Origin of the sequence: Pseudomonas onubensis (assembly GCF_965653655.1) — a bacterium.
Lineage (GTDB): Bacteria > Pseudomonadota > Gammaproteobacteria > Pseudomonadales > Pseudomonadaceae > Aquipseudomonas.
Window position 1 is genome coordinate 1 of sequence record NZ_CBFHAZ010000051.1, and the last position, 20,584, is coordinate 20,584.

At 60.5% G+C, this 20,584-nt stretch carries 18 protein-coding genes and 1 pseudogene; 7 read left to right on the forward strand and 12 right to left on the reverse strand.

Going from position 1 to position 20,584, the window contains the following annotated elements:
• Positions 1-99 precede the first annotated feature (99 nt).
• The 4 genes and pseudogenes from copD to ACTD9P_RS17245 form a co-directional block, all read right to left on the reverse strand.
• Positions 100-957 (reverse strand): copper homeostasis membrane protein CopD, encoded by an 858-nt coding sequence (gene copD, locus ACTD9P_RS17230; RefSeq protein ID WP_438868643.1) that lies wholly within the window; start codon positions 955-957, stop codon positions 100-102.
• Between the two features lie 3 nt (positions 958-960).
• A complete protein-coding gene (gene copC / locus ACTD9P_RS17235; RefSeq protein ID WP_056861375.1) occupies positions 961-1,326 on the reverse strand; it encodes a copper homeostasis periplasmic binding protein CopC in 366 nt (121 codons plus the stop codon).
• Between the two features lie 20 nt (positions 1,327-1,346).
• Positions 1,347-1,436, reverse strand: a pseudogene (locus ACTD9P_RS17240) (GNAT family N-acetyltransferase); the annotation flags it as partial.
• A 75-nt stretch (positions 1,437-1,511) separates the two neighbouring features.
• The gene (locus ACTD9P_RS17245) at positions 1,512-2,375 is read right to left on the reverse strand and encodes a diguanylate cyclase domain-containing protein (RefSeq protein ID WP_438868644.1); all 864 of its coding nucleotides are present in this window, start codon (positions 2,373-2,375) and stop codon (positions 1,512-1,514) included.
• A gap of 186 nt (positions 2,376-2,561) precedes the next feature.
• On the opposite strand from ACTD9P_RS17245, the gene ACTD9P_RS17250 reads away from it, so the two are divergent.
• Positions 2,562-3,182 carry a TetR/AcrR family transcriptional regulator gene (locus ACTD9P_RS17250; RefSeq protein WP_438868645.1) on the forward strand — a complete coding sequence of 207 codons (621 nt, stop codon included), beginning with the start codon at positions 2,562-2,564 and terminating at the stop codon, positions 3,180-3,182.
• A gap of 122 nt (positions 3,183-3,304) precedes the next feature.
• Here the strand turns inward: ACTD9P_RS17250 and preA are convergent, their stop codons facing one another.
• The 3 genes from preA to hydA all read right to left on the reverse strand — a co-directional run bounded on the left by preA (position 3,305) and on the right by hydA (position 7,548).
• Positions 3,305-4,579, reverse strand: coding sequence for an NAD-dependent dihydropyrimidine dehydrogenase subunit PreA (gene preA, locus ACTD9P_RS17255; RefSeq protein WP_138814807.1), 1,275 nt, complete (start codon positions 4,577-4,579; stop codon positions 3,305-3,307).
• A complete protein-coding gene (locus tag ACTD9P_RS17260; protein WP_438868646.1) occupies positions 4,579-5,946 on the reverse strand; it encodes an NAD(P)-dependent oxidoreductase in 1,368 nt (455 codons plus the stop codon). Before ACTD9P_RS17260 ends, preA begins: the two co-directional genes overlap by 1 nt.
• 162 nt (positions 5,947-6,108) lie before the next feature.
• Positions 6,109-7,548, reverse strand: a complete 1,440-nt coding sequence (gene hydA, locus ACTD9P_RS17265) for a dihydropyrimidinase (protein WP_438868647.1) — start codon at positions 7,546-7,548, stop codon at positions 6,109-6,111.
• A gap of 592 nt (positions 7,549-8,140) precedes the next feature.
• Between hydA and ACTD9P_RS17270 the strand changes: the two genes are divergently transcribed.
• Together ACTD9P_RS17270 and ACTD9P_RS17275 are read left to right on the forward strand one after the other, a co-directional pair.
• Complete coding sequence (locus ACTD9P_RS17270) at positions 8,141-9,628, forward strand: NCS1 family nucleobase:cation symporter-1 (protein ID WP_438868648.1); 1,488 nt, start codon at positions 8,141-8,143, stop codon at positions 9,626-9,628.
• A 175-nt stretch (positions 9,629-9,803) separates the two neighbouring features.
• Complete coding sequence (locus ACTD9P_RS17275; RefSeq protein ID WP_438868649.1) at positions 9,804-11,087, forward strand: Zn-dependent hydrolase; 1,284 nt, start codon at positions 9,804-9,806, stop codon at positions 11,085-11,087.
• Positions 11,088-11,431: 344 nt separating this feature from the next.
• On the opposite strand, the gene ACTD9P_RS17280 is transcribed toward ACTD9P_RS17275, so the two are convergent.
• Positions 11,432-11,680 carry a DUF6124 family protein gene (locus ACTD9P_RS17280; RefSeq protein WP_438868650.1) on the reverse strand — a complete coding sequence of 83 codons (249 nt, stop codon included), beginning with the start codon at positions 11,678-11,680 and terminating at the stop codon, positions 11,432-11,434.
• 293 nt (positions 11,681-11,973) lie between these two features.
• Here ACTD9P_RS17280 and ACTD9P_RS17285 point away from each other — a divergent pair, with 293 nt between their 5' ends.
• The gene (locus ACTD9P_RS17285; RefSeq protein ID WP_065931116.1) at positions 11,974-12,357 is read left to right on the forward strand and encodes a polymorphic toxin type 44 domain-containing protein; all 384 of its coding nucleotides are present in this window, start codon (positions 11,974-11,976) and stop codon (positions 12,355-12,357) included.
• Positions 12,335-12,787 (forward strand): hypothetical protein, encoded by a 453-nt coding sequence (locus tag ACTD9P_RS17290; protein ID WP_438868651.1) that lies wholly within the window; start codon positions 12,335-12,337, stop codon positions 12,785-12,787. Before ACTD9P_RS17285 ends, ACTD9P_RS17290 begins: the two co-directional genes overlap by 23 nt.
• Before the next feature lie 271 nt (positions 12,788-13,058).
• Here ACTD9P_RS17290 and ACTD9P_RS17295 read toward each other — a convergent pair whose 3' ends face one another.
• From ACTD9P_RS17295 to ACTD9P_RS17305, 3 genes are read right to left on the reverse strand one after another with little or no spacing between them, the layout of a single operon-like run.
• The gene (locus tag ACTD9P_RS17295) at positions 13,059-14,477 is read right to left on the reverse strand and encodes an efflux transporter outer membrane subunit (protein WP_438868652.1); all 1,419 of its coding nucleotides are present in this window, start codon (positions 14,475-14,477) and stop codon (positions 13,059-13,061) included.
• The gene (locus ACTD9P_RS17300; RefSeq protein WP_138814814.1) at positions 14,461-15,627 is read right to left on the reverse strand and encodes an efflux RND transporter periplasmic adaptor subunit; all 1,167 of its coding nucleotides are present in this window, start codon (positions 15,625-15,627) and stop codon (positions 14,461-14,463) included. Before ACTD9P_RS17300 ends, ACTD9P_RS17295 begins: the two co-directional genes overlap by 17 nt.
• Positions 15,617-18,838: an efflux RND transporter permease subunit gene (locus ACTD9P_RS17305; protein WP_438868653.1), complete on the reverse strand. Its 3,222-nt coding sequence runs from the start codon at positions 18,836-18,838 to the stop codon at positions 15,617-15,619. Before ACTD9P_RS17305 ends, ACTD9P_RS17300 begins: the two co-directional genes overlap by 11 nt.
• 225 nt (positions 18,839-19,063) lie before the next feature.
• Between ACTD9P_RS17305 and ACTD9P_RS17310 the strand changes: the two genes are divergently transcribed.
• Positions 19,064-19,474 (forward strand): PA0061/PA0062 family lipoprotein, encoded by a 411-nt coding sequence (locus ACTD9P_RS17310; RefSeq protein WP_285679359.1) that lies wholly within the window; start codon positions 19,064-19,066, stop codon positions 19,472-19,474.
• On the opposite strand, the gene ACTD9P_RS17315 is transcribed toward ACTD9P_RS17310, so the two are convergent.
• Positions 19,471-19,632: a hypothetical protein gene (locus ACTD9P_RS17315; protein ID WP_438868654.1), complete on the reverse strand. Its 162-nt coding sequence runs from the start codon at positions 19,630-19,632 to the stop codon at positions 19,471-19,473. The genes ACTD9P_RS17310 and ACTD9P_RS17315 overlap by 4 nt on opposite strands.
• A 196-nt stretch (positions 19,633-19,828) precedes the next feature.
• Here ACTD9P_RS17315 and ACTD9P_RS17320 point away from each other — a divergent pair, with 196 nt between their 5' ends.
• Positions 19,829-20,491 carry a peptidase C39 family protein gene (locus tag ACTD9P_RS17320; protein ID WP_438868655.1) on the forward strand — a complete coding sequence of 221 codons (663 nt, stop codon included), beginning with the start codon at positions 19,829-19,831 and terminating at the stop codon, positions 20,489-20,491.
• The last annotated feature ends 93 nt before the right edge of the window (positions 20,492-20,584 follow it).

Genomic DNA, 20,584 nt, shown 5'->3' on the forward strand with positions numbered 1-20,584 from the left:
TGCAGTGTGTCAGTCAATTCATCTGTAACTGACACACTGCATTCGCGAGCAAGCCCGCTCCCACATTTTCACCGAGTTCGACTTGAGCTCTGCGTGGGTTTAGCCAGCCATCACCATCGGCGGCAAGGTGCCCAGCAGGGACACCGCGGCTACAGCTGAAATACCCAGCAACCATTCGAGCATCACACTGGCCTTCAAACTGCCCAGTCGCTCCTCGCAGTGCTCGATACGCAACCGGTTCAACAGCGCCAGCGCCAACATACCCAGCACCATCAGCACCTTGATCAACAAAATCAGCGCAAACCCGTTGAACAGCGGCGTGGGCCACAGCTGCCCGGTCAGCACGCGAACATTGATCAAACCCGTCACCAGCAATCCAGTAACCAGGCCATAACCCACACCGCTGAAACGCTTGAGGATCGGCTCCAGCGCAGGCTTTGGCGACAACCGCAGAATCAGCACCAGCAGCAACAACCCACCCAGCCAGGCGCCGACGCACGTGAGGTGCACCACTTGATTGAGGATCAGCAATTGCCCGCTCAGCCCATTGAGCATGGCGCCATGGCCGACCGGCGCCAGCGTCGCCAACAGCAATGCGCTCAACGGCAGGCGCAAGGTCGGCCAGGGTTTGATCAACACCACCACCAGCAGCAGGTTCAGCAACAGATGCCAGACCCACACCTGGCCGAAAAAGGTTTTGCCCAGCACCAACTGCACCGTGGCCGGTTGCAGCGCCGCGTCCCAACTGCCCGCCATGCTGGCGGTGATCAACAGCAGCCAGGCCACGCCGGAGAACAACCCCAGCCAGGCCAGGGCGCGGGTGATACGCAGCAGTTGCCGATCGAGTGCCGGCTGCACTTCGTTGCCCAGCAACCAGGGCCTGAAGGCACAGGCCCCGAACATCAACAGCACGACGATGAAATGCACGAAGCGGCACAGCACCAGCAGGGTTGCCATGGGTTATTGGCCGACCTTGAAGCTGTATTCACCGTTGCTCTTGTGGGTGTCGACCGAGACGGCGTTCCACACCACTTTGTAGTTACCCGCGGCCAGCGGCGCGGCGGGTGTGACCACCAGGGTTTTCTTGTCGGCGTCCGGGGTTTCCAGGCCTTTGATCGCGACTTCGGTGCCGTCTTTGCTCAGTGACACTTTGGTGAACGTGGCCTCGACGCCTTCGCTGAAGGTAAGGCGCAGGTCGGCGGGCGCGGCAACCGTGCTGTCTGCCGCCGGTGTCGAACTTTTGAGGTGGGCGTGGGCAAATGCCGCAGAAGCGCCCAGCAGGGAAGCGAGCAGGGTAACGGTGGTGAGGGCTTTCTTGATCAACATTGTTCAGTACCTTCAAGTGAGGGGAGGAAGTCATGGGTGGCTCGCACCGAGCGCTCCCACAGTGCTCCCAGCACCGGGTCGTCGGCGGCCACGCGAGGTCGAATAGTCATTGCAATGATCCTTCAAGTGGACCGCGATCCTAACCAATCCGTTTTTGGTGGGGAAGGTTCGCGTAGGAAGTTTCATCACTCGGCGGCAAACCGCTGCCTTTTTATCCGGTACATATCGCTGTCTGCGTGGCTGAGCAGGGTATCGGCGTCTGCACCGTCGGCCGGGTAAAACGCGACGCCCACGCTGCAGGACGGCATCCTGACCGAGCCAAACTCAGCGCCCAGCGGCTCGGCCATGGCCGCGAGTATCTGCGCCACCTTGCCGCTAACCGTTTCGTGTGACTGCACATCGGTCAGCAACACCGTGAATTCATCACCGCCCATGCGCGCCACCAGGTCGCTGTCACGCACGCAGCGTTCCAGCCGCCGTGCAATCACGCAGAGCACGCGATCGCCCACCGCGTGGCCATGCACATCGTTGATGGCCTTGAAGTCATTGACGTCCAGAAACAGCAACGCCAGCCGGGTGTTATCACGCCGTGCGGTGTGCAGGGCCGACGCCAGGCCATCGTTGAACAACGAACGGTTGGTGAGCGCCGTCAGCGGGTCATGGTGGGCGAGGAAGCGCAGTTCCTCCTCGGCCTGGGTGAGCGCCGTGACGTCGCGCGCCACGCCGATGCGCGCGCCGACTTCTTCGGACCAGAACGCTGCCCACAGGATATGCACCACGCTGCCATCCTTGCGCAGATAACGGTTGCGAAAATCCACGTGGGGCCTGCCGTTCATGACGCGCACAATCGAGGCGCGGGTGCGAGCCAGATCTTCGGCGTGCATGTAGTCGGTAATGAGGGTGCCGGTCAGCTCGTCGGCGCGGTAACCGAGCAGGGCTTGGCAGGCATCACTGACAAACACGATCAGGTTGTCACTGTCGACCACGAAAACCGTGTCCAGCATCAGGTGGATCAATTTCGGGTAGAGGGCGTGCAGGTCAACGGCCATAGGTCGGGGTGTCCGGTTCAGATGCGCCGATCATAGCCCGATCACGCAGGCTGACGCCTTCAATACTGCGGGCTTTGCGGCGCTGGCGCTAATCTCGCGATCAACGGCGTGTAGCCTAATGAAGCGGTTCATGATGTGATGCTTGAAAATGAATTGTATTTAGAAGTGACTGGGGCTCCACCATCCATGGGCAATCACAAGATCGGCATCCGGCGCAGCAACGTCGAGAAAATCCTGCTGGCGGCGGAGAAAGTCTTCGCCGAGAAGGGCTATGGCAGCACCGCCATGGCCGATATTGCCGAAGAAGTGCAACTGCCGCGCTCCAACCTGCATTACTACTTCAGCACCAAAAGCGAGCTGTACAGCGCGGTACTGTTCGACCTGCTGGACCTGTGGAAACAGGACGCCCTGAGCTTTGAAACCTTCGATGACCCACGGGTGGTGCTCAGCAGTTATATCCGCGCCAAGATGCAGCGCTCGCGCACGCGGCCGTATGGTTCGAAAGTCTGGGCGAATGAAATCATCCACGGCGCGCCAACCCTCGGTGAGGCGCTGGACGAAAGCCTGTACGACTGGGCCAAGATGAAGGAGGCGAAAATTCGTCAGTGGGTAGAAGACAAACGCATCCTGCCAGTGGAGCCTTCAAGCCTGCTGTATATGATTTGGGCCTCGACCCAGCACTATGCGGACTTTGATCATCAGGTGAAAATCTTGAATGATCACCAGCCGTTGTCGGATATGCAGTTCGAGAGGGCGATCCAGACGGTCACCAGTGTGATTTTGCGTGGGATTGGCTTGGAGCCTTGAGGTGCGTGGTGGGGCTGACGGCCTCTTCGCGAGCAAGCCCGCTCCCACAGTTGATCGCATTTTGCCTGAAGAAATGCAGTCGAATGTGGGAGCGGGCTTGCTCGCGAAGGCGGTCTAAAGGGCTACACAGCCTCGCGGTAAGGGTTACGCGGATCCTGCGTCCAGTTCAAAAACGGCTTGCCCGTTTCCATCGGCACCATCTCGATGCAATCGGCCACCGGGCAGGTGATCTGGCACAGATTGCAGCCGACGCACTCATCATCGATCACCTCGTATTTGTGCGTGCCGTCCGCCTGTTTCAAGCTGGCAATCGCCTGGTGCGAGGTGTCCTCGCAGGCAATATGGCAACGCCCACAGCCGATACACGCCTGCTGATCGATCTTGGCAATCACCTGATAGTTGATATCCAGGTACTTCCAATCCGTCGTATTGCCCACTGCCCGCCCGGAAAACTCCTGCAGGCTGGTGTAGCCCTGGCTGTCCATCCACCGCGACAGCCCGTCCTTCATCTCTTCCACAATCCGAAACCCATGCAGCATCGCCGCCGTACACACCTGCACCGCGCCACAGCCCAGTGCGACAAATTCCGCCGCATCGCGCCAGTTGCCAATGCCACCGATGCCGCAGATCGGCAGCCCTTGGGTCTGCGGGTCGCGGGCGATTTCGGCGACCATGTTCAACGCAATCGGCTTGACCGCCGAGCCGCAATAGCCGCCATGGGTACTTTGCGTGCCGACCACCGGCAGGGCGACCATGCGCTCCAGGTCCACACTGGTGATGGAGTTGATGGTGTTGATCAACGACACCGCGTCTGCGCCGCCGCGATACGCCGCGCGTGCCGCCACGCGTATATCGGTGATGTTCGGCGTGAGCTTGACGATCACCGGCAACGAGCAGTAGGTCTTGCACCAGCGCGTCACCTGTTCCACGTATTCCGGCACCTGGCCGACCGCTGCGCCCATGCCGCGCTCGGGCATGCCGTGGGGGCAGCCGAAGTTCAGCTCGATGCCATCGCAACCGGTGGCCTCCACCAATGGCAGGATGTTTTTCCAGGATTCTTCAACGCACGGCACCATCAGCGAGACGATCAAGGCGCGGTCGGGCCAATCCTTTTTCACCTGGGTGATTTCCTGAAGATTGATCTCCAGGGAGCGGTCGGTGATCAACTCGATATTGTTGATGCCCAGTACTTCACGGTTGGCACCGTAGTGCGCTGAATAACGTGACGAGACGTTGACCGCCGCCGGGTCTTCACCGAGGGTTTTCCACACCACGCCGCCCCAGCCGGCTTCAAAGGCGCGGACCACGTTGTAGGCCTTGTCGGTGGGCGGCGCGGAGGCCAGCCAGAATGGGTTAGGGGCTTTGATACCGGCGAATACAATCGAGAGATCGGCCATTACGCAGCCTCCACGTTCAGCATGAGTTGGGCGTGCATGGCTTCGGCGGCCAGCTTGCCGTGTTGCACCGCCTGCACGGTGAGGTCCTGGCCGAGGCTGACGCAATCGCCCCCGGCATAGATACCCGGGATGCTGGTTTGCAGCTGTTCGTCGACGAAGATGCGCTCGCCCACGCGGTGCAGTTGCTGGGCCAAGGGGTCGTGCAGTGCCTCGCTGTCAAAACCTTGGCCGATGGCTTTGAAGATCGCGTCGCAGGCCAGTTCAAAGGCCTCGCCCGTGGGCTGCAGGCGACCTTTGTCCATGCGCGTGCGTAAAAAGCGCATGCCGCGCACTCGGCCTTGAGCATCCAGCAACACTTCATCCGGTTGAGCCCAGGTCAGCAGCCGCACCTGATTGGCCTTGGCAATCTCCTGTTCATGGTGAGTGGCGCCCATGTCGGCCAAGCCGCGGCGATACACCAGGTTCACGTCGCGGGCGCCGAGGCGGGCCATTTGCACGGCCATGTCGATGGCGGTGTTACCGGCGCCGAGCACGATGCAGCGGTCGGCCAAGGGCAGTTGGCTGAGGTCATCGGCCTGGCGCAGTTCGCGGATATAGTCGGTGGCGGCGAGCAGGCCGGGCGCATCTTCATGGGGCAAGCCCAGCTGTTTGCTGGCGGCAAGGCCCAGGCCCAAAAATACCGAATCGAATTGCTGATGCAGTTCGCTCAAGGTCAGGTTGCCACCCAGGCGCTGGCCGTGGCGGATCTCGATGCCACCGATCTGCAACAGGAAATCCAGCTCCTTCTGGGCAAAATCATCCACCAGCTTGTACTTGGCGATCCCGTATTCATTCAGGCCGCCGGCTTTTTCTTGTGCTTCGAAAATCACCACGTCATGGCCATGCAAGGCCGCACGGTGCGTGCAGGCCAGGCCCGCAGGCCCGGCGCCGACCACGGCGATGCGTTTGCCGGTCGGTGCCGCGCGCTGGAACGGGTGTTCGCGAAAGTGCGCGTTGTCGATGGCGTAGCGTTGCAACAAGCCGATCAGCACCGGCGCGCATTCTTCGGCGTTATTACGCACGCAGGCTTGCTGGCACAGAATCTCGGTGGGGCACACGCGGGCGCAGCTGCCGCCGAGGATGTTGGCCGAGAGGATTTTCTGCGCGGCGCCCTGCACGTTCTCGGTGTGGATATTGCGGATGAACGACGGGATGTCGATTTCGCTGGGGCACGCATTCACGCAAGGCGCGTCGTAGCAATACAGGCAGCGCGAGGCTTCCAGTTGGGCCTGGCGGGCGTTGAGGGGCGGCGCCAGGTCGGTGAAGTGGCTGGCGAGTGTCGGCCCATCTTCATGGGGATGGGGGAGGTGGGTCAGGGTCTGGATCACGGTTTTGGCCTCACGGTTGTTGAGGTGCTGCCTCTGATGGGCATTGGGTTTTGTGTCGCCTGTGTTGGCCTCTTCGCGAGCAAGCCCGCTCCCACATTCGACTGCGTTTATTCAGTTGAAATGGGATCGAGTGTGGGAGCGGGCTTGCTCGCGAAGGCGGCTTTAGCGGTTAACAGCTACTGGTTTGGAATGTGCAGCCCGCTTGCTCAACTGCTCAAACACCGCCGGGTACGCCGGCCGTTCCACATACCGCCCGGCCCCACGCTCGGCGCGCAAATCACCATCGGCCCATACCAGCTTGCCCTGGCTGATGGTGTGGCTCGGCACGCCGCGCACGGTCTTGCCTTCGAAGATGTTGAAGTCGACTTGCTGATGGTGGGTCTTGGCTGAAATTGTGCGCGTGCCCTGGGGGTCCCACAGCACCAGGTCTGCATCGGAACCCACGCGGATCGCGCCTTTGCGCGGGTACAGGTTGAATATCTTCGCGGTGTTGGTGGACGTCAGCGCAACGAACTCCTGCATCGACAGCCGCCCGGTGTTCACGCCCTCGTGCCACAGCAGCGCCATGCGGTCTTCGATACCGGCGGTGCCGTTGGGGATCTTGCTGAAGTCATCACGGCCGGCAGCTTTTTGCTCGGCGCAGAAGCAGCAGTGGTCGGTGGCAGTGGTGTGCAGGTTGCCCGACTGCAAGCCATGCCAGAGTGCCTCCTGATGCCCACGCGGGCGGAACGGCGGGCTCATCACGTAGCCAGCGGCGGTTTGCCAGTCGGGGTGCTGGTACACGCTGTCATCCAGCAGCAAGTGCCCGGCGAGCACTTCGCCGTAGACCGGCTGGCCTTTGCCACGGGCGTAGGTGATTTCATCCAGTGCTTCCTGAGTTGACACATGCACCAGGTACAACGGCGTGCCGATGGTCTCGGCGATACGGATGGCGCGGCTGGCTGCTTCACCTTCCACCTGGGACGGACGCGACAGCGGATGCGCTTCCGGCCCGGTAATGCCTTGGGCCATCAGCTTGCGTTGCAGGTGATACACCAGCTCGCCGTTTTCTGCGTGCACCGTCGGCACCGCGCCCAGTTCCAGGCAGCGCTCGAAGCTGGCGACCAGGGTGTCGTCCGCCGCCATGATCGCGTTTTTGTAAGCCATGAAGTGCTTGAAGCTGTTGATGCCATGGTGGCTGACCAACTCGGCCATCTCCTCGCGCACCTGCTCGCTCCACCAGGTGATCGCCACATGAAAACCGTAGTCGGAGGCGGATTTTTCCGCCCAGCCGCGCCACTGGTGAAAAGCCTCCATCAGCGATTGCTGCGGGTTGGGAATCACAAAGTCGATGATCGAGGTGGTGCCACCTGCCAGACCTGCTGCCGTGCCACTGAAAAAGTCTTCACTGGCCACGGTACCCATGAAGGGCAGTTGCATATGCGTATGCGGGTCGATGCCGCCGGGCATCAAGTATTGGCCGCTGCCATCGAGTGTTGCAGTGCCGGCGGGAATCTCCAGATTCGTGCCAATAGCGCGAATTAGACCGCCTGCGCACAACACATCGGCGCGGTAACTTTCATCATGGGTAATAACGGTGGCGCCACGGATCAACAGCGACATGTCGAGTTCCTCACAGGCTTGACCGGCTTGTGCCAGTTCTAAGTGTTGTAATGCTGCTTGCCGATGCAGGGTTTAATCCTGTCATCGGTGACAGGAATAGAAACTAGCCCGAGTTTTTCGAATGGGCAAGAAGATTTTTTATAAGCATATATCGTTATTAAGTTATTGATTTATAAGGATAAAAACTAAAAATCACCAAAATGTAGCGCCCCTTCACCATTTTGACGCACTTGACAGGTTCTTGAATTGAGCAACATTTCTTATTGCAAATCAGGCGCTTGAGACATGCCGCTTGACGGCGTGGGTAAATAAAAATAATTGTGTTGCACCAGATTGAGTCCTGACAGTTCGGGCAACTTTCGCGTTATTTAGCCTGAGTAAGGCGACAAGTACCCGGGGCACAATCGGAAAGCTGATAAACATCAGCCAGTTATATAAGCGGTGCGGGTTCAGAGGCGGTTATCGGCACGGATTTTGAGTGCAGTGACGGCTGGCCGAACCCGTGATGTCATGTTGTTTACGAGGTACTCCGGCCATCCGGCGCCCAGCGTTGGATGAGCAACAATAATTTTAAAAAAACCGTGGAGCGGCCATGCAACAGAACAGATCGCAAGTTATTGAGCGTAACGGCCTGTATGAACTCGAGGCCGGCCCCGACGTCCTCGACAGCCCGCGCTACAACCACGACATGGCACCCACCAAGGTGCATGAACGCACCTGGAACAAGTGGCACATCACCGCGCTGTGGGTCGGTATGTCGATCTGCGTGCCGACCTACACCCTGGGCGGGGTGCTCACCGCCTATTTCGGGCTGTCGGTGGGCGAGGCGCTGATCGCGATTTTGCTGGCCAATATCGTGGTGTTGATCCCGCTGACCCTTAACGCCTTCCCGGGCACCAAGTACGGCATTCCGTTTCCGGTGCTGTTGCGTTCGTCCTTTGGCATCCTGGGTTCCAACGTGCCGTGCCTGATTCGGGCGCTGGTGGCCTGTGGCTGGTTTGGTATCCAGACGATGTTCGGCGGGCTGGCGATTCACCTGTTCCTGGGCTCGATTTTCGAAGGCTGGAAGTCCCTCGGCGGCACCGGTGAAGTGATCGGCTTCATGATTTTCTGGACCTTGAACCTGTGGGTGGTGCTGCGCGGCGCCGAGTCGATCAAGCGCCTGGAAACCTTGTCGGCACCGCTGCTGGTGGCGGTGGGAATAGGCTTGCTGGTATGGGCGATGCCGAATGTGTCGCTGAGTGAACTGATGGCGATTCCTCCCAAGCGCCCCGAAGGCGCAAGCCTCACCGGTTACTTCATGGCCGGGCTAACGGCCATGGTCGGCTTCTGGGCCACCTTGTCGCTGAACATTCCCGACTTCAGCCGCTACGCCAAAAGCCAGAAGGACCAGATTCTCGGGCAGATTTTCGGCCTGCCGCTGACCATGTTCCTGTTCGCTGCCCTCGGCGTGATCATGACCGCGGCGTCGGTGAAGCTGGTGGGCGTCAGCGTCTCCGATCCCGTCACCCTGATCGGGCACATTCAGAGCCCGGTGTGGGTGGCCATCGCCATGGCGCTGATCATCATCGCCACCTTGTCCACCAACACCGCCGCGAACATCGTCTCGCCCACCAACGACTTCCAGAACATCGCGCCCAAGCTGATCAACCGCACCACAGCGGTGATCCTCACCGGCCTGGTCGGGCTGGCATTGATGGCCCACGAACTGCTGAAAAAACTCGGGCTGATCGTTTCGGATGTGAGCCTGGAAACCGTGTACTCCAACTGGTTGCTGGGCTACTCAAGCCTGCTCGGCCCGATCGCCGGGATCATGGTGGTGGACTATTTCATCACGCGCAAACAGCAGTTGGATCTGGCCGGTTTGTACCGCGATGACGTGTACCCGGCGTGGAACTGGAGTGGCTTTGTGGCCTTTGGTGTGCCGGTGGTGCTGACCTTGCTGTCGTTGGGCAGTGATGCGTTCAGCTGGTTTTACAGCTACGGCTGGTTCACCGGCTCGGCGTTGGGTGGGTTGTTGTATTACGGCCTGAATGCCAAGCGCCGAGCTCTGCCGTTGGCGGTAAAAACACCGCTGTAAAGGTTGGAATCCAGTCAAATGTGGGAGCGGGCTTGCTCGCGAATGCGGTGTATCAGTCGCCGCACATGTCGCCTGACACGACGCATTCGCGAGCAAGCCCGCTCCCACATTTTTGACCTCATTTCACTGCTGGAACCGCGTCAATTCATAAAAAATACAGCCTGAGGAGATCCCCATGAACGCTGCCCTGGACGTTCTGCAATCGACCCATCAGCACATCAACCGCGACCGCCTGTGGCAGTCGCTGATGGACCTGGCCAAACTCGGTGCCACGCCCAAGGGCGGTGTTTGCCGCCTGGCCCTCACCGACCTCGACCGCAAGGCCCGCGACCTGTTTGTGCAGTGGTGTGAAGACGCGGGTTGCACCGTGACCATCGATGGCATCGGCAATATTTTCGCCCGGCGCCCTGGCCGCAATCCCAACCTTCCACCGGTGATGACCGGCAGCCATATCGACACCCAGCCTACGGGCGGCAAGTTCGACGGCTGCTTCGGCGTGCTGGCGGGTGTGGAAGTGCTGCGCACCCTCAACGACCTCAAGATCGAAACCGAAGCGCCGCTGGAAGTGGTGGTGTGGACCAACGAAGAAGGCTCACGCTTCCCGCCGTGCATGATGGGCTCGGGTGTGTTTGCCGAGAAATTCACCCTGGCCGATACCTTGGCCAAGGTCGATGTGGATGGCGTCAGCGTGGGCGATGCGTTGAATGCGATTGGCTATGCGGGAACGCGGCCGGTCAGTGGTCACAAGGTGGGTGCGTATTTCGAAGCGCATATCGAGCAAGGGCCGATTCTTGAGGATGAGAAGAAAACCATCGGCGTAGTGCTGGGAGCATTGGGGCAGAAGTGGTTTGACCTGAAACTGCGCGGTGTTGAAGCGCATGCGGGGCCGACGCCGATGCACCTGCGCAAGGATGCTCTGGTGGGCGCGGCCGCCGTGGTGGCGGCGGTGAATGCGGCGGCGTTGGGGCATCAGCCGCATGCGTGCGGGACGGTCGGTTGCCTGCAAGCTTATCCAGGCTCACGCAATGTGATCCCCGGTGAAGTGCGCATGACGTTGGACTTGCGCCACCTGGAACCGACGCGGCTGGATTCGATGATTGCCCAGGTACGCACGGTGATCGACGAGACCTGTGCCAAGCATGGGCTGACATTTGAGCTGGAACCCACTGCCGACTTCCCGCCCTTGTACTTCGACAAAGGCTGCGTGGACGCGGTGCGTGATGCGGCGAATGGGTTGGGTTTGTCGAACATGGATATCGTCAGCGGGGCAGGGCACGACGCGATCTTTGTCGCTGAGTTGGGCCCGGCGGGGATGATCTTCGTGCCGTGTGAAGGTGGCATCAGCCATAACGAAATCGAGAATGCCGCGCCGGATGATCTGGCGGCAGGGTGTGCGGTGTTGTTGCGGGCGATGGTGGCGGCGTCGGCGGCGATTGCCAGCGGGAAGCTTGCTGCCTGATAGGGTGCTATCGCAGTACAGGTATCTAAGCAACTTCTGTTGAATACAAAGTCTGTGGCAAGCGGGCTGTTGTGGCGAGCAGGCTTGCCCTGCGTTGGGCTGCGCAGCAGCCCCAAAAAACAGACGCAGAGTTCTTTCAGGAGCATCTCGGTGTCTACATTGGGGCTGCTGCGCAGCCCAACGCAGGGCAAGCCTGCTCGCCACAGAGGCATGTGGCAGCTTTAAAAAGTTGGGTAGATACCTATGCTCATCGCAGGCAAGCCAGCTCCCACCTTTTGGTCTGTGAATACATTCCAAATGTGGGAGCTGGCTTGCCTGCGAAGAGGCCCTGACAGGCGACGCCGTTACTGCACACGTGCCTCGCCGCTTCCCTCAACTACTCGATCAACCAGCAACTGCACACACTCCACCATCCGACAAATCCCCAGCACCACGCTGCGCTGCGGACCTTCAACTTCAAAAGCCAGGTTCGCTGCGATGGCAGTGATGGATTCCAGATCCTGAGAGGCATTGACCAGCAGGGTTTCGGTGTCGAGGTTGGGGTGGAGGGTGAAGAGCAGGTTTGAGTCTGCGGTGGCGTGGTCTTTGTTCATCGCGAAGCCCTTTTAGTAAACGAGCGGCCACGGAATGTGGGCGCATAGATTCTAGGAGGAATTCGGCTTCTCACGACCGGTCGCTGAGTTGGCAGCGACCCGTGAAGATTAGTCAGGGCAGTTCCGAGCAACAACCCTAAAAACCTATAGGAAAAAGCCCGCTTTGAGGGGCTGGTGCAGGGTGTGTCCTAATCTATCGTATGAAGTTTCTTTTACGTCTTGCAGCGCTCAAAACTCTTCGTTTCCAGTGCTAGGTTTCGCCTCGAAAAAACCTAATGCAAAGGAAGCATGCAATGGCAAACCCTAAGCCGCCGCCTGGCGTATCAGTTAACGAAAATATGTTCATCGCCGCACATAAGAAGGATGTGCTCAAAGCAGGTTCAGCGTTCATGTACTCTTGGTTTTATACTCAGGTTCGTAATCGCGGGCCTTGGGACTACAAGCAAATCTCCAAAGAGTATGAAGCGTTTGGAAACTTCCATTATGGTGCTGTAGGCATTGCTGCCGGATTCAGTGAAGAAGTGCTTCTGCGTGCAGCGGGGCTTGCTCAAACCAGAGCCGGTACAGATAGACCCGAGTTTGGTCGTTGGTGGGGCGATGCGCCCTTCGGTGATGACCCAGTCGACCAGCATTGGATCAAGGAAGGAATCAGGTATGCCAGGTTCAGGTTCTACTAGGACGTCACGCTATTCGATGGTTACCACGACGCTGCTGGCGCTGTGCTTGCTGTATATCGCTGCTGACGGGTTATTTTCGCCAGGGCGTCCGCAATTGACAGAAGTCGTACTCCAGGTTCCGCTGAACGGCGAAGCATCCATCTATGCGGTCAAGGATGACCGGGGTGGGGCAACGGTTCCGTTCAACTACCGATACTATGTTTATCGAACCCTGGGCGCTGACGCAGAAGTATTGTCTGAATTGGAAAATGCCAATCCGTTTCTGGTGACGCGCGATGCCGCCGCAAAGGTTGATGTTCAAGGCCGGGCGGTTGCCGTTTCGGTGGCGGGCGAAGTGTCTGATTATCACAGCAGCACCTTGTACCGACATGCCAACGGCAGTGATTACACACAGGTGAACATTTTTCTGAATAGCCGGCCAGAGGGATGAAATTGATCGTTCCCGCGCTCTGGACGCGCTAAGCGTGGGAGCTGGCTTGCCTGCGATGGCGGTGTATCAGCCAACCCATCAGGCGCCTGGTTCACCGCCATCGCAGGCAAGCCAGCTCCCACCTTTAATCCCGGCTGTGCTTTGCCGATCGTTCCCACGCTCTGCGTGGGAATGCCGCTCTGGACGCTCTGCGTCCGCCCTTAAAGTCGTGACGCAGAGCGTCACCGGCTGCATGCCCACGCGGAGCGTGGGAACGATCTACAGGGGAGTTTCAGGCGCCGGGTTGCCAGCCGCCGCCGAGTGCCGTGACTAACCCTACACTCGCCTGCAACTGCCGCGTCTGCACGGCCTGCAAGGTTCGCTGTGCCTGTAACGCCGCCGTCTGTGCGGTGACCACATCCAGATAGCTCACGGCTCCGGCCTGATAGCTGTTCATCGCCAACGACTGCGTATGCTCCGCTGCGTCCGCTGCCGCTTGCTCGTCCTGGGCTTCCTGCTGCAAGTCGCGCAGTTGCGCCAGGTTATCTTCCACCTCACGCACCGCTTTCAGCACATGGCTACGGTACTGCGCCGATGCCTCTTCAAACTCGGCCTTGGCCTGGCGCTCATTGGCGCTCAGCCGCCCACCATCAAAGATCGGCAGATTCACCAACGGCCCCAACGCCCAGTAGCGGTTGCCGGCAGACAGCAGGTTGCCAACCCCTTGAGTCTGCCCGCCGATCAACCCGGTCAGACTGAAATCCGGGTACCACGCCGCCTTGGCCACGCCAATATTCGCATTGGCCGCAAACACCCGCCGTTCCGCCGCCGCAATGTCCGGACGACGTTGCAGCAGGTGGCTCGGCAGTTGCGATGGAATGCCCGGCAGGGCAATCAACTGCTGGCTCGGCGGCAATGTGAAGTTGCTGGCCGCCACACCCACCAACTCACCAATGGCGTGCTCGGTAAGGTTGCGTTGCCCGCGCACTTCATCCAATTGAGCCTTGGCTTCGGCCAGCTGGTTTTGCGCACGGGTCAGGTCCAGCTCCGAGGCGATCTGGCCTTCGTATCGGCTGTGCGTCAGTTGCAGCGCCTGGCTGAAATCATCCAGCGAGCTGTTCAGAATCCGGCTCTGTGCATCCAGCCCATTGAGTTGCACATACAGGGTCGCCAGCTGATGCTGCAGGCTCAGGCGCGCCACTGCCAGGTCATCCCCGGAGGCTTGTGCCTGGGCGTCACCGGCCGCGACTTGGTTGCGGATTTTGCCCCACAGGTCGAGGTCGTAACTCAGCGAAAACGCTGCGGTGTTGCTGTTGTACACCGATGGCTGCGTATCGCCGCGCAGTGGCCGCGAATCCGATTGCCGCTGGCGCAATGGCTGCGCGCTGGCGGTGATTTGCGGGAACAACCCAGCGTGCAATTGGCTGGCATACGCCTGGGACGCATCAAAGTGCGCCAGCGCCGCCGCCAGGTCAGGGTTGGCCTTGAGCAGTTGCTGTTGCAGGTCATTGAGATGCGGGTCGTTGTAGAGCTTCCACCATTCGGGTGCCAGTTGGTCGGACGGTTGCGCGCTGTGCCACGGGCCATCGCTGGTCTGTTCGCGGTAGCCGGCCGGCAGGTCAACCGAGGGCACCTTGTAGGTGGGTGCCATCGAGCAACCTTGCAGGGCCAGCAGCACCAGCGCCGCGAGAGGGTTAAACCTTATGCGCATGCGCACCTCCGGCTTGGGCAAGCTGTACCGGATCGCCTTCGCGCAGGGCGTCTGGCGGGTTGTCGACTACGCGGTCGGCGGGTTTGAGGCCTTGGTCGATCACCAGGCGCTCGCCCAGGTCCAGGCCGATATGGATGTCTTGCAGGTGTACGTGGTTCTGCGCGTCCAGCACCGCCACTTGGGTGCCTTGGGCGCGGAAGATCAAGGCGCTGGCCGGGATGCTCACGCCGTGGGTGTCGGCCGGAATCGGCAGCGTGGCTTCGGCGTAGTCACCGGGCAGCAGTTCGCCATTGGGATTGTCGGCGACAAACTGCGCAAGCAGGGTGCCGGAACGGCGGTCGATGGCGGTGGAGTCGCCGATCAGGCGCGCCTTGAAGTGTTCGCCAGGGTGCTCGGGCACGGTCAGTTCAGCCTCAAGCCCTGGGTGGATCACCGACGCGTAGTTCTGCGGCACCGGCACATACAGGCGCAACTGGTGGGTGTCGGCGATGTTGAACAGTTCCGGGTCGCTGTCGGTATCGGCCTTGATCAACTGGCCGATATCGGTATTGCGCGCGGTGATGGTGCCGGCGAACGGCGCGCGGATGGTCTTGTAGCTTTCCAGCGCCGACAGCCGCGCATAGTCGGCGGCGGCAGCTTCGGCGTTGGCTTTGGCCGCAGCGGCGTTGGAGGTTTTTTCATCTGCCTCCTGACGCGACACCGAGTGACTGGCGAGCAGGTTCTGCCAGCGTGTGGCGGTGGTTGCGGCCAGGCGCGCATTAGCCTGTTCCTGGAGCAGACGGGCGTGGGTTTGCGCCAGCTGCTGGTCGAGGTCCGGGCTGTCGATTTCGGCGAGGATTTGCCCGGCTTTCACTTGGCTGCCGATGTCGACTTTCCAGTCCTTCAAGTAGCCACTCACCCGCGCATGAATCGGCGCCTTGCTCCAGGCGTCGAGGTGCGCGGGCAGGCGCAGGGTGTCGCCGGCCGCGTTGAGCTTGGGCTGGAACACCATCACCTGGGGGATGGCGGCGGTTTCGGTCCAGGCAGTAACCGCTTCTTCGTGAGTAGTGCGAGCGTGCAGGCCGTTGGCGACCAACAGGGCGGCCAATGTCAGGCCGCCGACACCCATGAGCATCAGACGCTTGCGCGAGGGTTTGTGATCAGACGACATGTGGGGTTTCTCCAGCAGCTGCGCGAGTAGGGTGACGACCGTGGACCAGGCTGAAGACCACGGGTACAAACAACAAAGTGGCGATGGTGGCGAAGATCAAGCCACCGATGACGGCGCGGCCGAGCGGGGCGTTCTGCTCCTCGGAAATCGCCAGCGGCAACATGCCGATGATCATCGCCAGGGCGGTCATGCACACCGGGCGGAAGCGCGTGTAACCGGCTTCCATGGCGGCCTTTAGCGCGTCGCCATGTTCGGCCAGGCGTTCACGGCAGAAGCTCACCACCAGAATCGAGTTGGCGGTGGCCACGCCCATACAGAGGATGGCGCCGGTGAGTGCCGGCACCGACAGCGAGGTGCCGCTGAGGAACAGCATCCACACAATCCCCGCCAGTGCGGCCGGCAGTGCAGTGATGATCACAAACGGGTCAGCCCACGACTGGAAGTTGACCACGATCAGCAGGTAGATCAGCACCACGGCGCCGAGCAAGCCGAAGCTCAACCCGCTGAACGCTTCATGCAGCGCATCGATCTGCCCGTGCAGGCTGATCACCGCGCCTTTGGGGCGCATGGAGGCGGTGTCATCCAGCACTTTTTGCACGTCACGGGCCACGCCGCCGAGGTCGCGGCCTTGCACGTTGGCGTACAGGTCCAGGGTCGGCTCGATGTTGTAGTGGGTCACCACCGCTGGGCTTTGCACGCGGGAGATGCTCGCCACGCCGCCGAGGATTTGCGATTGCCCATCGGCGCCGGTCACCGGCAAGGCTTCCAGGGACGGCAAGCTGTCGAGACGGTATTGCGGGGTCGCGGCGACGATGGAGTACGACACGCCGTTGGCCGGGTTAAGCCAGAACGTCGGCGCCACCTGTGAGCTGCCGGCCAGCGAAGCGACCATGCTGTTGGTCACGTCACGCTCGGTGATGCCCAGGCCATTGGCGCGCATACGGTCGACGTTCACTTGTAACGACGGGTAGCCGGTGGACTGCTGGATGCGCAGGTCGGCAATGCCCGGAATATGTTGCAGGCGGCGCTCAAGTTCGATGGCGTAGGCGCGGTTTTCTGCATCGCTGCGCCCGGAGATTTTCACGTCCAGCGGCGCCGGGGCACCGAAGTTGAGGATCTGGCTGCTGATGTCGGCAGGCAGGAATGCAAAGTGGCTGCCGGGGAAGCTTTGCGGCAAGGCTTCACGCAGTTTTTTCACATAGTCGGCGGTCGGCGCATGGTCCTTTTTCAAGCTGACCTGGATGTCGCCATCCTGCGGGCCGATGGTGCCGCTGCTGCTGTAGGCCATGTCGATGCCGCTGAGCGGGATGCCGATGTTGTCGACGATGGTGTCGAGTTGCTCGGCCGGGATCACTTCGCGAATCCGCGCTTCAATGCGGTCGAACGCCGCCGCGCTTTCTTCAATACGCGTGCCCAATGGCAGGCGCACATGCAGGGCAAGGGCGCCGGCATCGGTGGCCGGGAAGAAGTCCTGGCCCAGGCTCGGCAACAGCAGGAACGAGGCCAGCACGCAGGCCAGGAAACCGACGATAAAGCGCTTGCGTGCGCCCAGCGCCAGGGTCAGCAGGCCGTGGTAGGTGTCACGGATATTCGAGAAATGCCGCTCAAAACCCTGCTGAAAGTTCAGCACCGATTGCAGCACCCGATTGCGCGGCTTTTTGTGCTGTTCACCTTCGTGATGGTTGATGAACTCATCTTCCGGGTGATGCCCAGGCCCTTGCTCCGGCGCGTGCGGCTTGAGCAAAAACATTGCCAGGGTCGGCACCAGGGTGCGCGAGAGAATGAACGAGCTGGCCATGGCGAAAATCACCGCCAGCGCCATCGGCCGGAACAGGTAACCGGCGATGCCTTGCAGCAGGAACATCGGTACAAACACGATGCAGATACACAACAGCGATACGAACGCCGGGCCGACGATCTGCGCGGCGCCGTCGAGGATCGCGGTCTTCACCGCCTTGCCTTGTTCCAGGTGCCAATTGATGTTTTCGATGGTCACTGTGGCATCGTCCACCAGAATCCCCACCGCCAATGCGAGCCCGCCGAGGGTCATGACGTTGAGGGTTTGCCCGGTGGCCGCCAGCAAGGCAATGGCCGACAACACCGCCAGAGGAATCGAGGCGGCGATGATCAAGGTGGAGCGCCAGCTGCCGAGGAACAGCAGGATCATCGCACTGGTCAGCAGTGCGGCAATGATGCCTTCCTGGGCCACGCTGCCCACCGATTGTTTAACGAACACCGAGGCGTCGCCCAGCAGTGAGGTCTTCAGCGACGGCGGCAGGGTTTCGTTGATGCGCGGCAGCATCTGGCGGATGCCGTCGATGATCGACAGGGTAGAAATGCTGCCGTTTTTCAGTGCTGGCATCAGCACTGCACGGTGGCCGTCGACGCGCACGATGTTGGTCTGCGGCGGCGAGCCGTCACGCACGTGGGCCACTTGGCCGATGGTGATGATTGCGCCGTCGACCGTCTTGATCGGCAGGTCGTTGAGCTCATCAATCGCCTTGGGGCTGTTATTGAGCAGGATCGTGTATTCGTTGGGGCCGAGTTTGGCGGTACCCACTGGAATGATCTGGTTTTGCAGCGCCAGCGCGTTGCCCACGTCCTGGGCCGACAAGCCTTTGGCAGCCAGCGCCTGGGGGTCGAGGTCGAGGGTGATCTGGCGTTGCTTGCCGCCCATTGGTGTGGGCATGGCCAGGCCGGGCAGGGCGCTCAAGGGCAGGCGGATATTGTTCTGCACCAGGTCGCGGATCTTGGCTTCCGAGAGGCTGGGACTGGAAAACGCCAGTTGCAGGATCGGCACCGTGGAAGCGCTGTAGTTGAGGATCAGCGGCGGCGTGATGCCGGGTGGCATCTGCTTGAGCACGGTTTGTGACACGGCCGTCACTTGGGCGTTGGCGGTGCGGATGTCCACACCCGGTTGGAAGAAGATCTTGACGATGCCCATGCCGGGCAGCGATTGCGATTCGATGTGTTCGATGTCGTTAACGGTGGTGCTCAAGGAGCGTTCGTAGGTGTAGATCACCCGACCGGCCATGGCGTCCGGGGACAGGCCGTTGTACTGCCAAACCACAGCGACGACGGGGATGCCGATATCGGGAAAAACATCCGTGGGGGTTCGCAGGGCCGCCATCGGCCCGATGATGCAGATGAATATGGCCAACACGATAAACGTGTAGGGCTTTTGCAGTGCGGTCTTTACCAGCCCGAGCATGCGTGAACCTCCGAGGGAGCAGGATTGCAAACCCCGGCAGTCTTGCCCGACCCACCTAACACGCACCTTTCAGCCAGGTGAAGGAACATTTAGTTAACGGCTGAAGATCGTTTCATATGTATTCATTTGTTCTACATAGAGCAGCTCTCCAAGCTTGTAACCCATCGGCGGCGACACATTTGAATCGCTGCCAATGTGTTTACTGAAGCCCTTTGGAGCCTTGCCATGTCACTCAAACCGCTGTTGTTGATCCCCGCGCTTGGTGTTGTTTTGTTGTTGTCGGCCTGTGCTGGCCCCATCCCTAAAGCTGACCCGAGCGAGGCGTGGATCGGTCTGAAGGAAGAAGCGCCAAATGACCTGATGGCCGAGCGCGTTGACGGCCACCGTGTGGATGACGGCCGCTATTTTGAAGTGACGCCGGGGGACCATCGTCTGGATGTGACACTGTTTGAAGAGGAGCCGGGCGACGACAACCAGCAAGACTGCCAGGGCCGGGTCGAGTACAAGAATTTCAAGGCGGGTGAGCACTACACGCTGGTGGAGTCGAGCCTGGGCACCACCGTGCGTGCCGTGCTCAAGGACGGTCACGGCAAGGAAGTCGCAGCCACTCAAGACTTCAGTTGCATGCCTGGCTAGGCGTGATGCACCACGGCCTTGTGCGGCTTGGCAGGTGCAGCAGGTGTGACATGGGGGTGATGATGCCGGCGCGTTACGCGCATCACGCCCCACAACATGGCGGCCGCCACCGCCAGCCAACCGCAAATCAGCAGGAAAATCGTTGTTGCAAGGCTCATTCGGGCCTCCTTTCGCCCCGCTTGGGGCACACACAGTCTTCTCAATGGACAGTCTAGCCAGCTGACGGTTGCGTGCTATTGACCAATGGTCGAATCAGTCCAACTTGTTGGCTATATCAGCAGCCTGTCGCACTCGCTAAACGCGATTGGGCTATGATCTGGGCCCTTACCGGCCGTTGATCAAGAGAGTAAAAAATTGCGCTTACGCTCGAACGTTAAAACCTGCTTGCTGCTGGCGTGCGCCCTCGGGCTGGCGGCGTGTTCCGGGCACCCGTCGAAACTGGCGGGGTTGCCGGAGCGCGTTGAACTCACGAGCGTGCCGGCGTATCGCACCGAGGCCTATCAGAGCGGTCCTTCAGCTTTAGCCAGCATGCTGTCGCAACAAGGCATTGTCATGACACCCGGTTTACTCGACAAACCGCTGCACTTGCCGGGCGGCGAGGCGAACCTTGAGCGCAACATGCAGGTGCTGGCGCGTGAATACGGGCTGATGGTCTACCCGCTGGACAGCCAGCTGACGGCAGTGCTGGCGCAAGTGGCGGCGGGTTACCCGGTGATGGCGCGGATCAACCCCAGCATGTGGTCGGGCACGCGCTATGTGGTCGTAGTGGGGTTCAACCAGCAAAAGAGCACGGTGCTGCTGCGCTCGGGCATGGACCGACGGCTGTTGATGAGTTTCAGTGATTTTGAGTCGGCGTGGAAAAGCGCGGGGCACTGGGCGATTTTGACCCAGCGCCCGAGTCAGTTGCCGGCGAATGTGGATGTGCAGCGCTGGCGTGATTCTGCCAATGCTACTGCACAGGCCGGGCAAGAGCAGGCTGCGGCGCAGGCGCTTAAGGTGTTGGCTGAGAGAAAGTAAAAAACACTGAAGATCAAAATGTGGGAGCGGGCTTGCTCGCGAATGCGGTGGTTCAGTCGGCCTATTTGTGACTGGCGATCCGCTTTCGCGAGC

Excerpts from the sequence above, each read along its gene's own strand:
- copD (WP_438868643.1), bottom strand. The coding sequence starts at position 957 with ATGGCAACCCTGCTGGTGCTGTGCCGCTTCGTGCATTTCATCGTCGTG.
- copC (WP_056861375.1), bottom strand. The coding sequence starts at position 1,326 with ATGTTGATCAAGAAAGCCCTCACCACCGTTACCCTGCTCGCTTCCCTG.
- ACTD9P_RS17245 (WP_438868644.1), bottom strand. The coding sequence starts at position 2,375 with ATGGCCGTTGACCTGCACGCCCTCTACCCGAAATTGATCCACCTGATG.
- ACTD9P_RS17250 (WP_438868645.1), top strand. The coding sequence starts at position 2,562 with ATGGGCAATCACAAGATCGGCATCCGGCGCAGCAACGTCGAGAAAATC.
- preA (WP_138814807.1), bottom strand. The coding sequence starts at position 4,579 with ATGGCCGATCTCTCGATTGTATTCGCCGGTATCAAAGCCCCTAACCCA.
- hydA (WP_438868647.1), bottom strand. The coding sequence starts at position 7,548 with ATGTCGCTGTTGATCCGTGGCGCCACCGTTATTACCCATGATGAAAGT.
- ACTD9P_RS17270 (WP_438868648.1), top strand. The coding sequence starts at position 8,141 with ATGCAACAGAACAGATCGCAAGTTATTGAGCGTAACGGCCTGTATGAA.
- ACTD9P_RS17275 (WP_438868649.1), top strand. The coding sequence starts at position 9,804 with ATGAACGCTGCCCTGGACGTTCTGCAATCGACCCATCAGCACATCAAC.
- ACTD9P_RS17280 (WP_438868650.1), bottom strand. The coding sequence starts at position 11,680 with ATGAACAAAGACCACGCCACCGCAGACTCAAACCTGCTCTTCACCCTC.
- ACTD9P_RS17285 (WP_065931116.1), top strand. The coding sequence starts at position 11,974 with ATGGCAAACCCTAAGCCGCCGCCTGGCGTATCAGTTAACGAAAATATG.
- ACTD9P_RS17290 (WP_438868651.1), top strand. The coding sequence starts at position 12,335 with ATGCCAGGTTCAGGTTCTACTAGGACGTCACGCTATTCGATGGTTACC.
- ACTD9P_RS17295 (WP_438868652.1), bottom strand. The coding sequence starts at position 14,477 with ATGCGCATAAGGTTTAACCCTCTCGCGGCGCTGGTGCTGCTGGCCCTG.
- ACTD9P_RS17300 (WP_138814814.1), bottom strand. The coding sequence starts at position 15,627 with ATGTCGTCTGATCACAAACCCTCGCGCAAGCGTCTGATGCTCATGGGT.
- ACTD9P_RS17305 (WP_438868653.1), bottom strand. The coding sequence starts at position 18,838 with ATGCTCGGGCTGGTAAAGACCGCACTGCAAAAGCCCTACACGTTTATC.
- ACTD9P_RS17310 (WP_285679359.1), top strand. The coding sequence starts at position 19,064 with ATGTCACTCAAACCGCTGTTGTTGATCCCCGCGCTTGGTGTTGTTTTG.
- ACTD9P_RS17315 (WP_438868654.1), bottom strand. The coding sequence starts at position 19,632 with ATGAGCCTTGCAACAACGATTTTCCTGCTGATTTGCGGTTGGCTGGCG.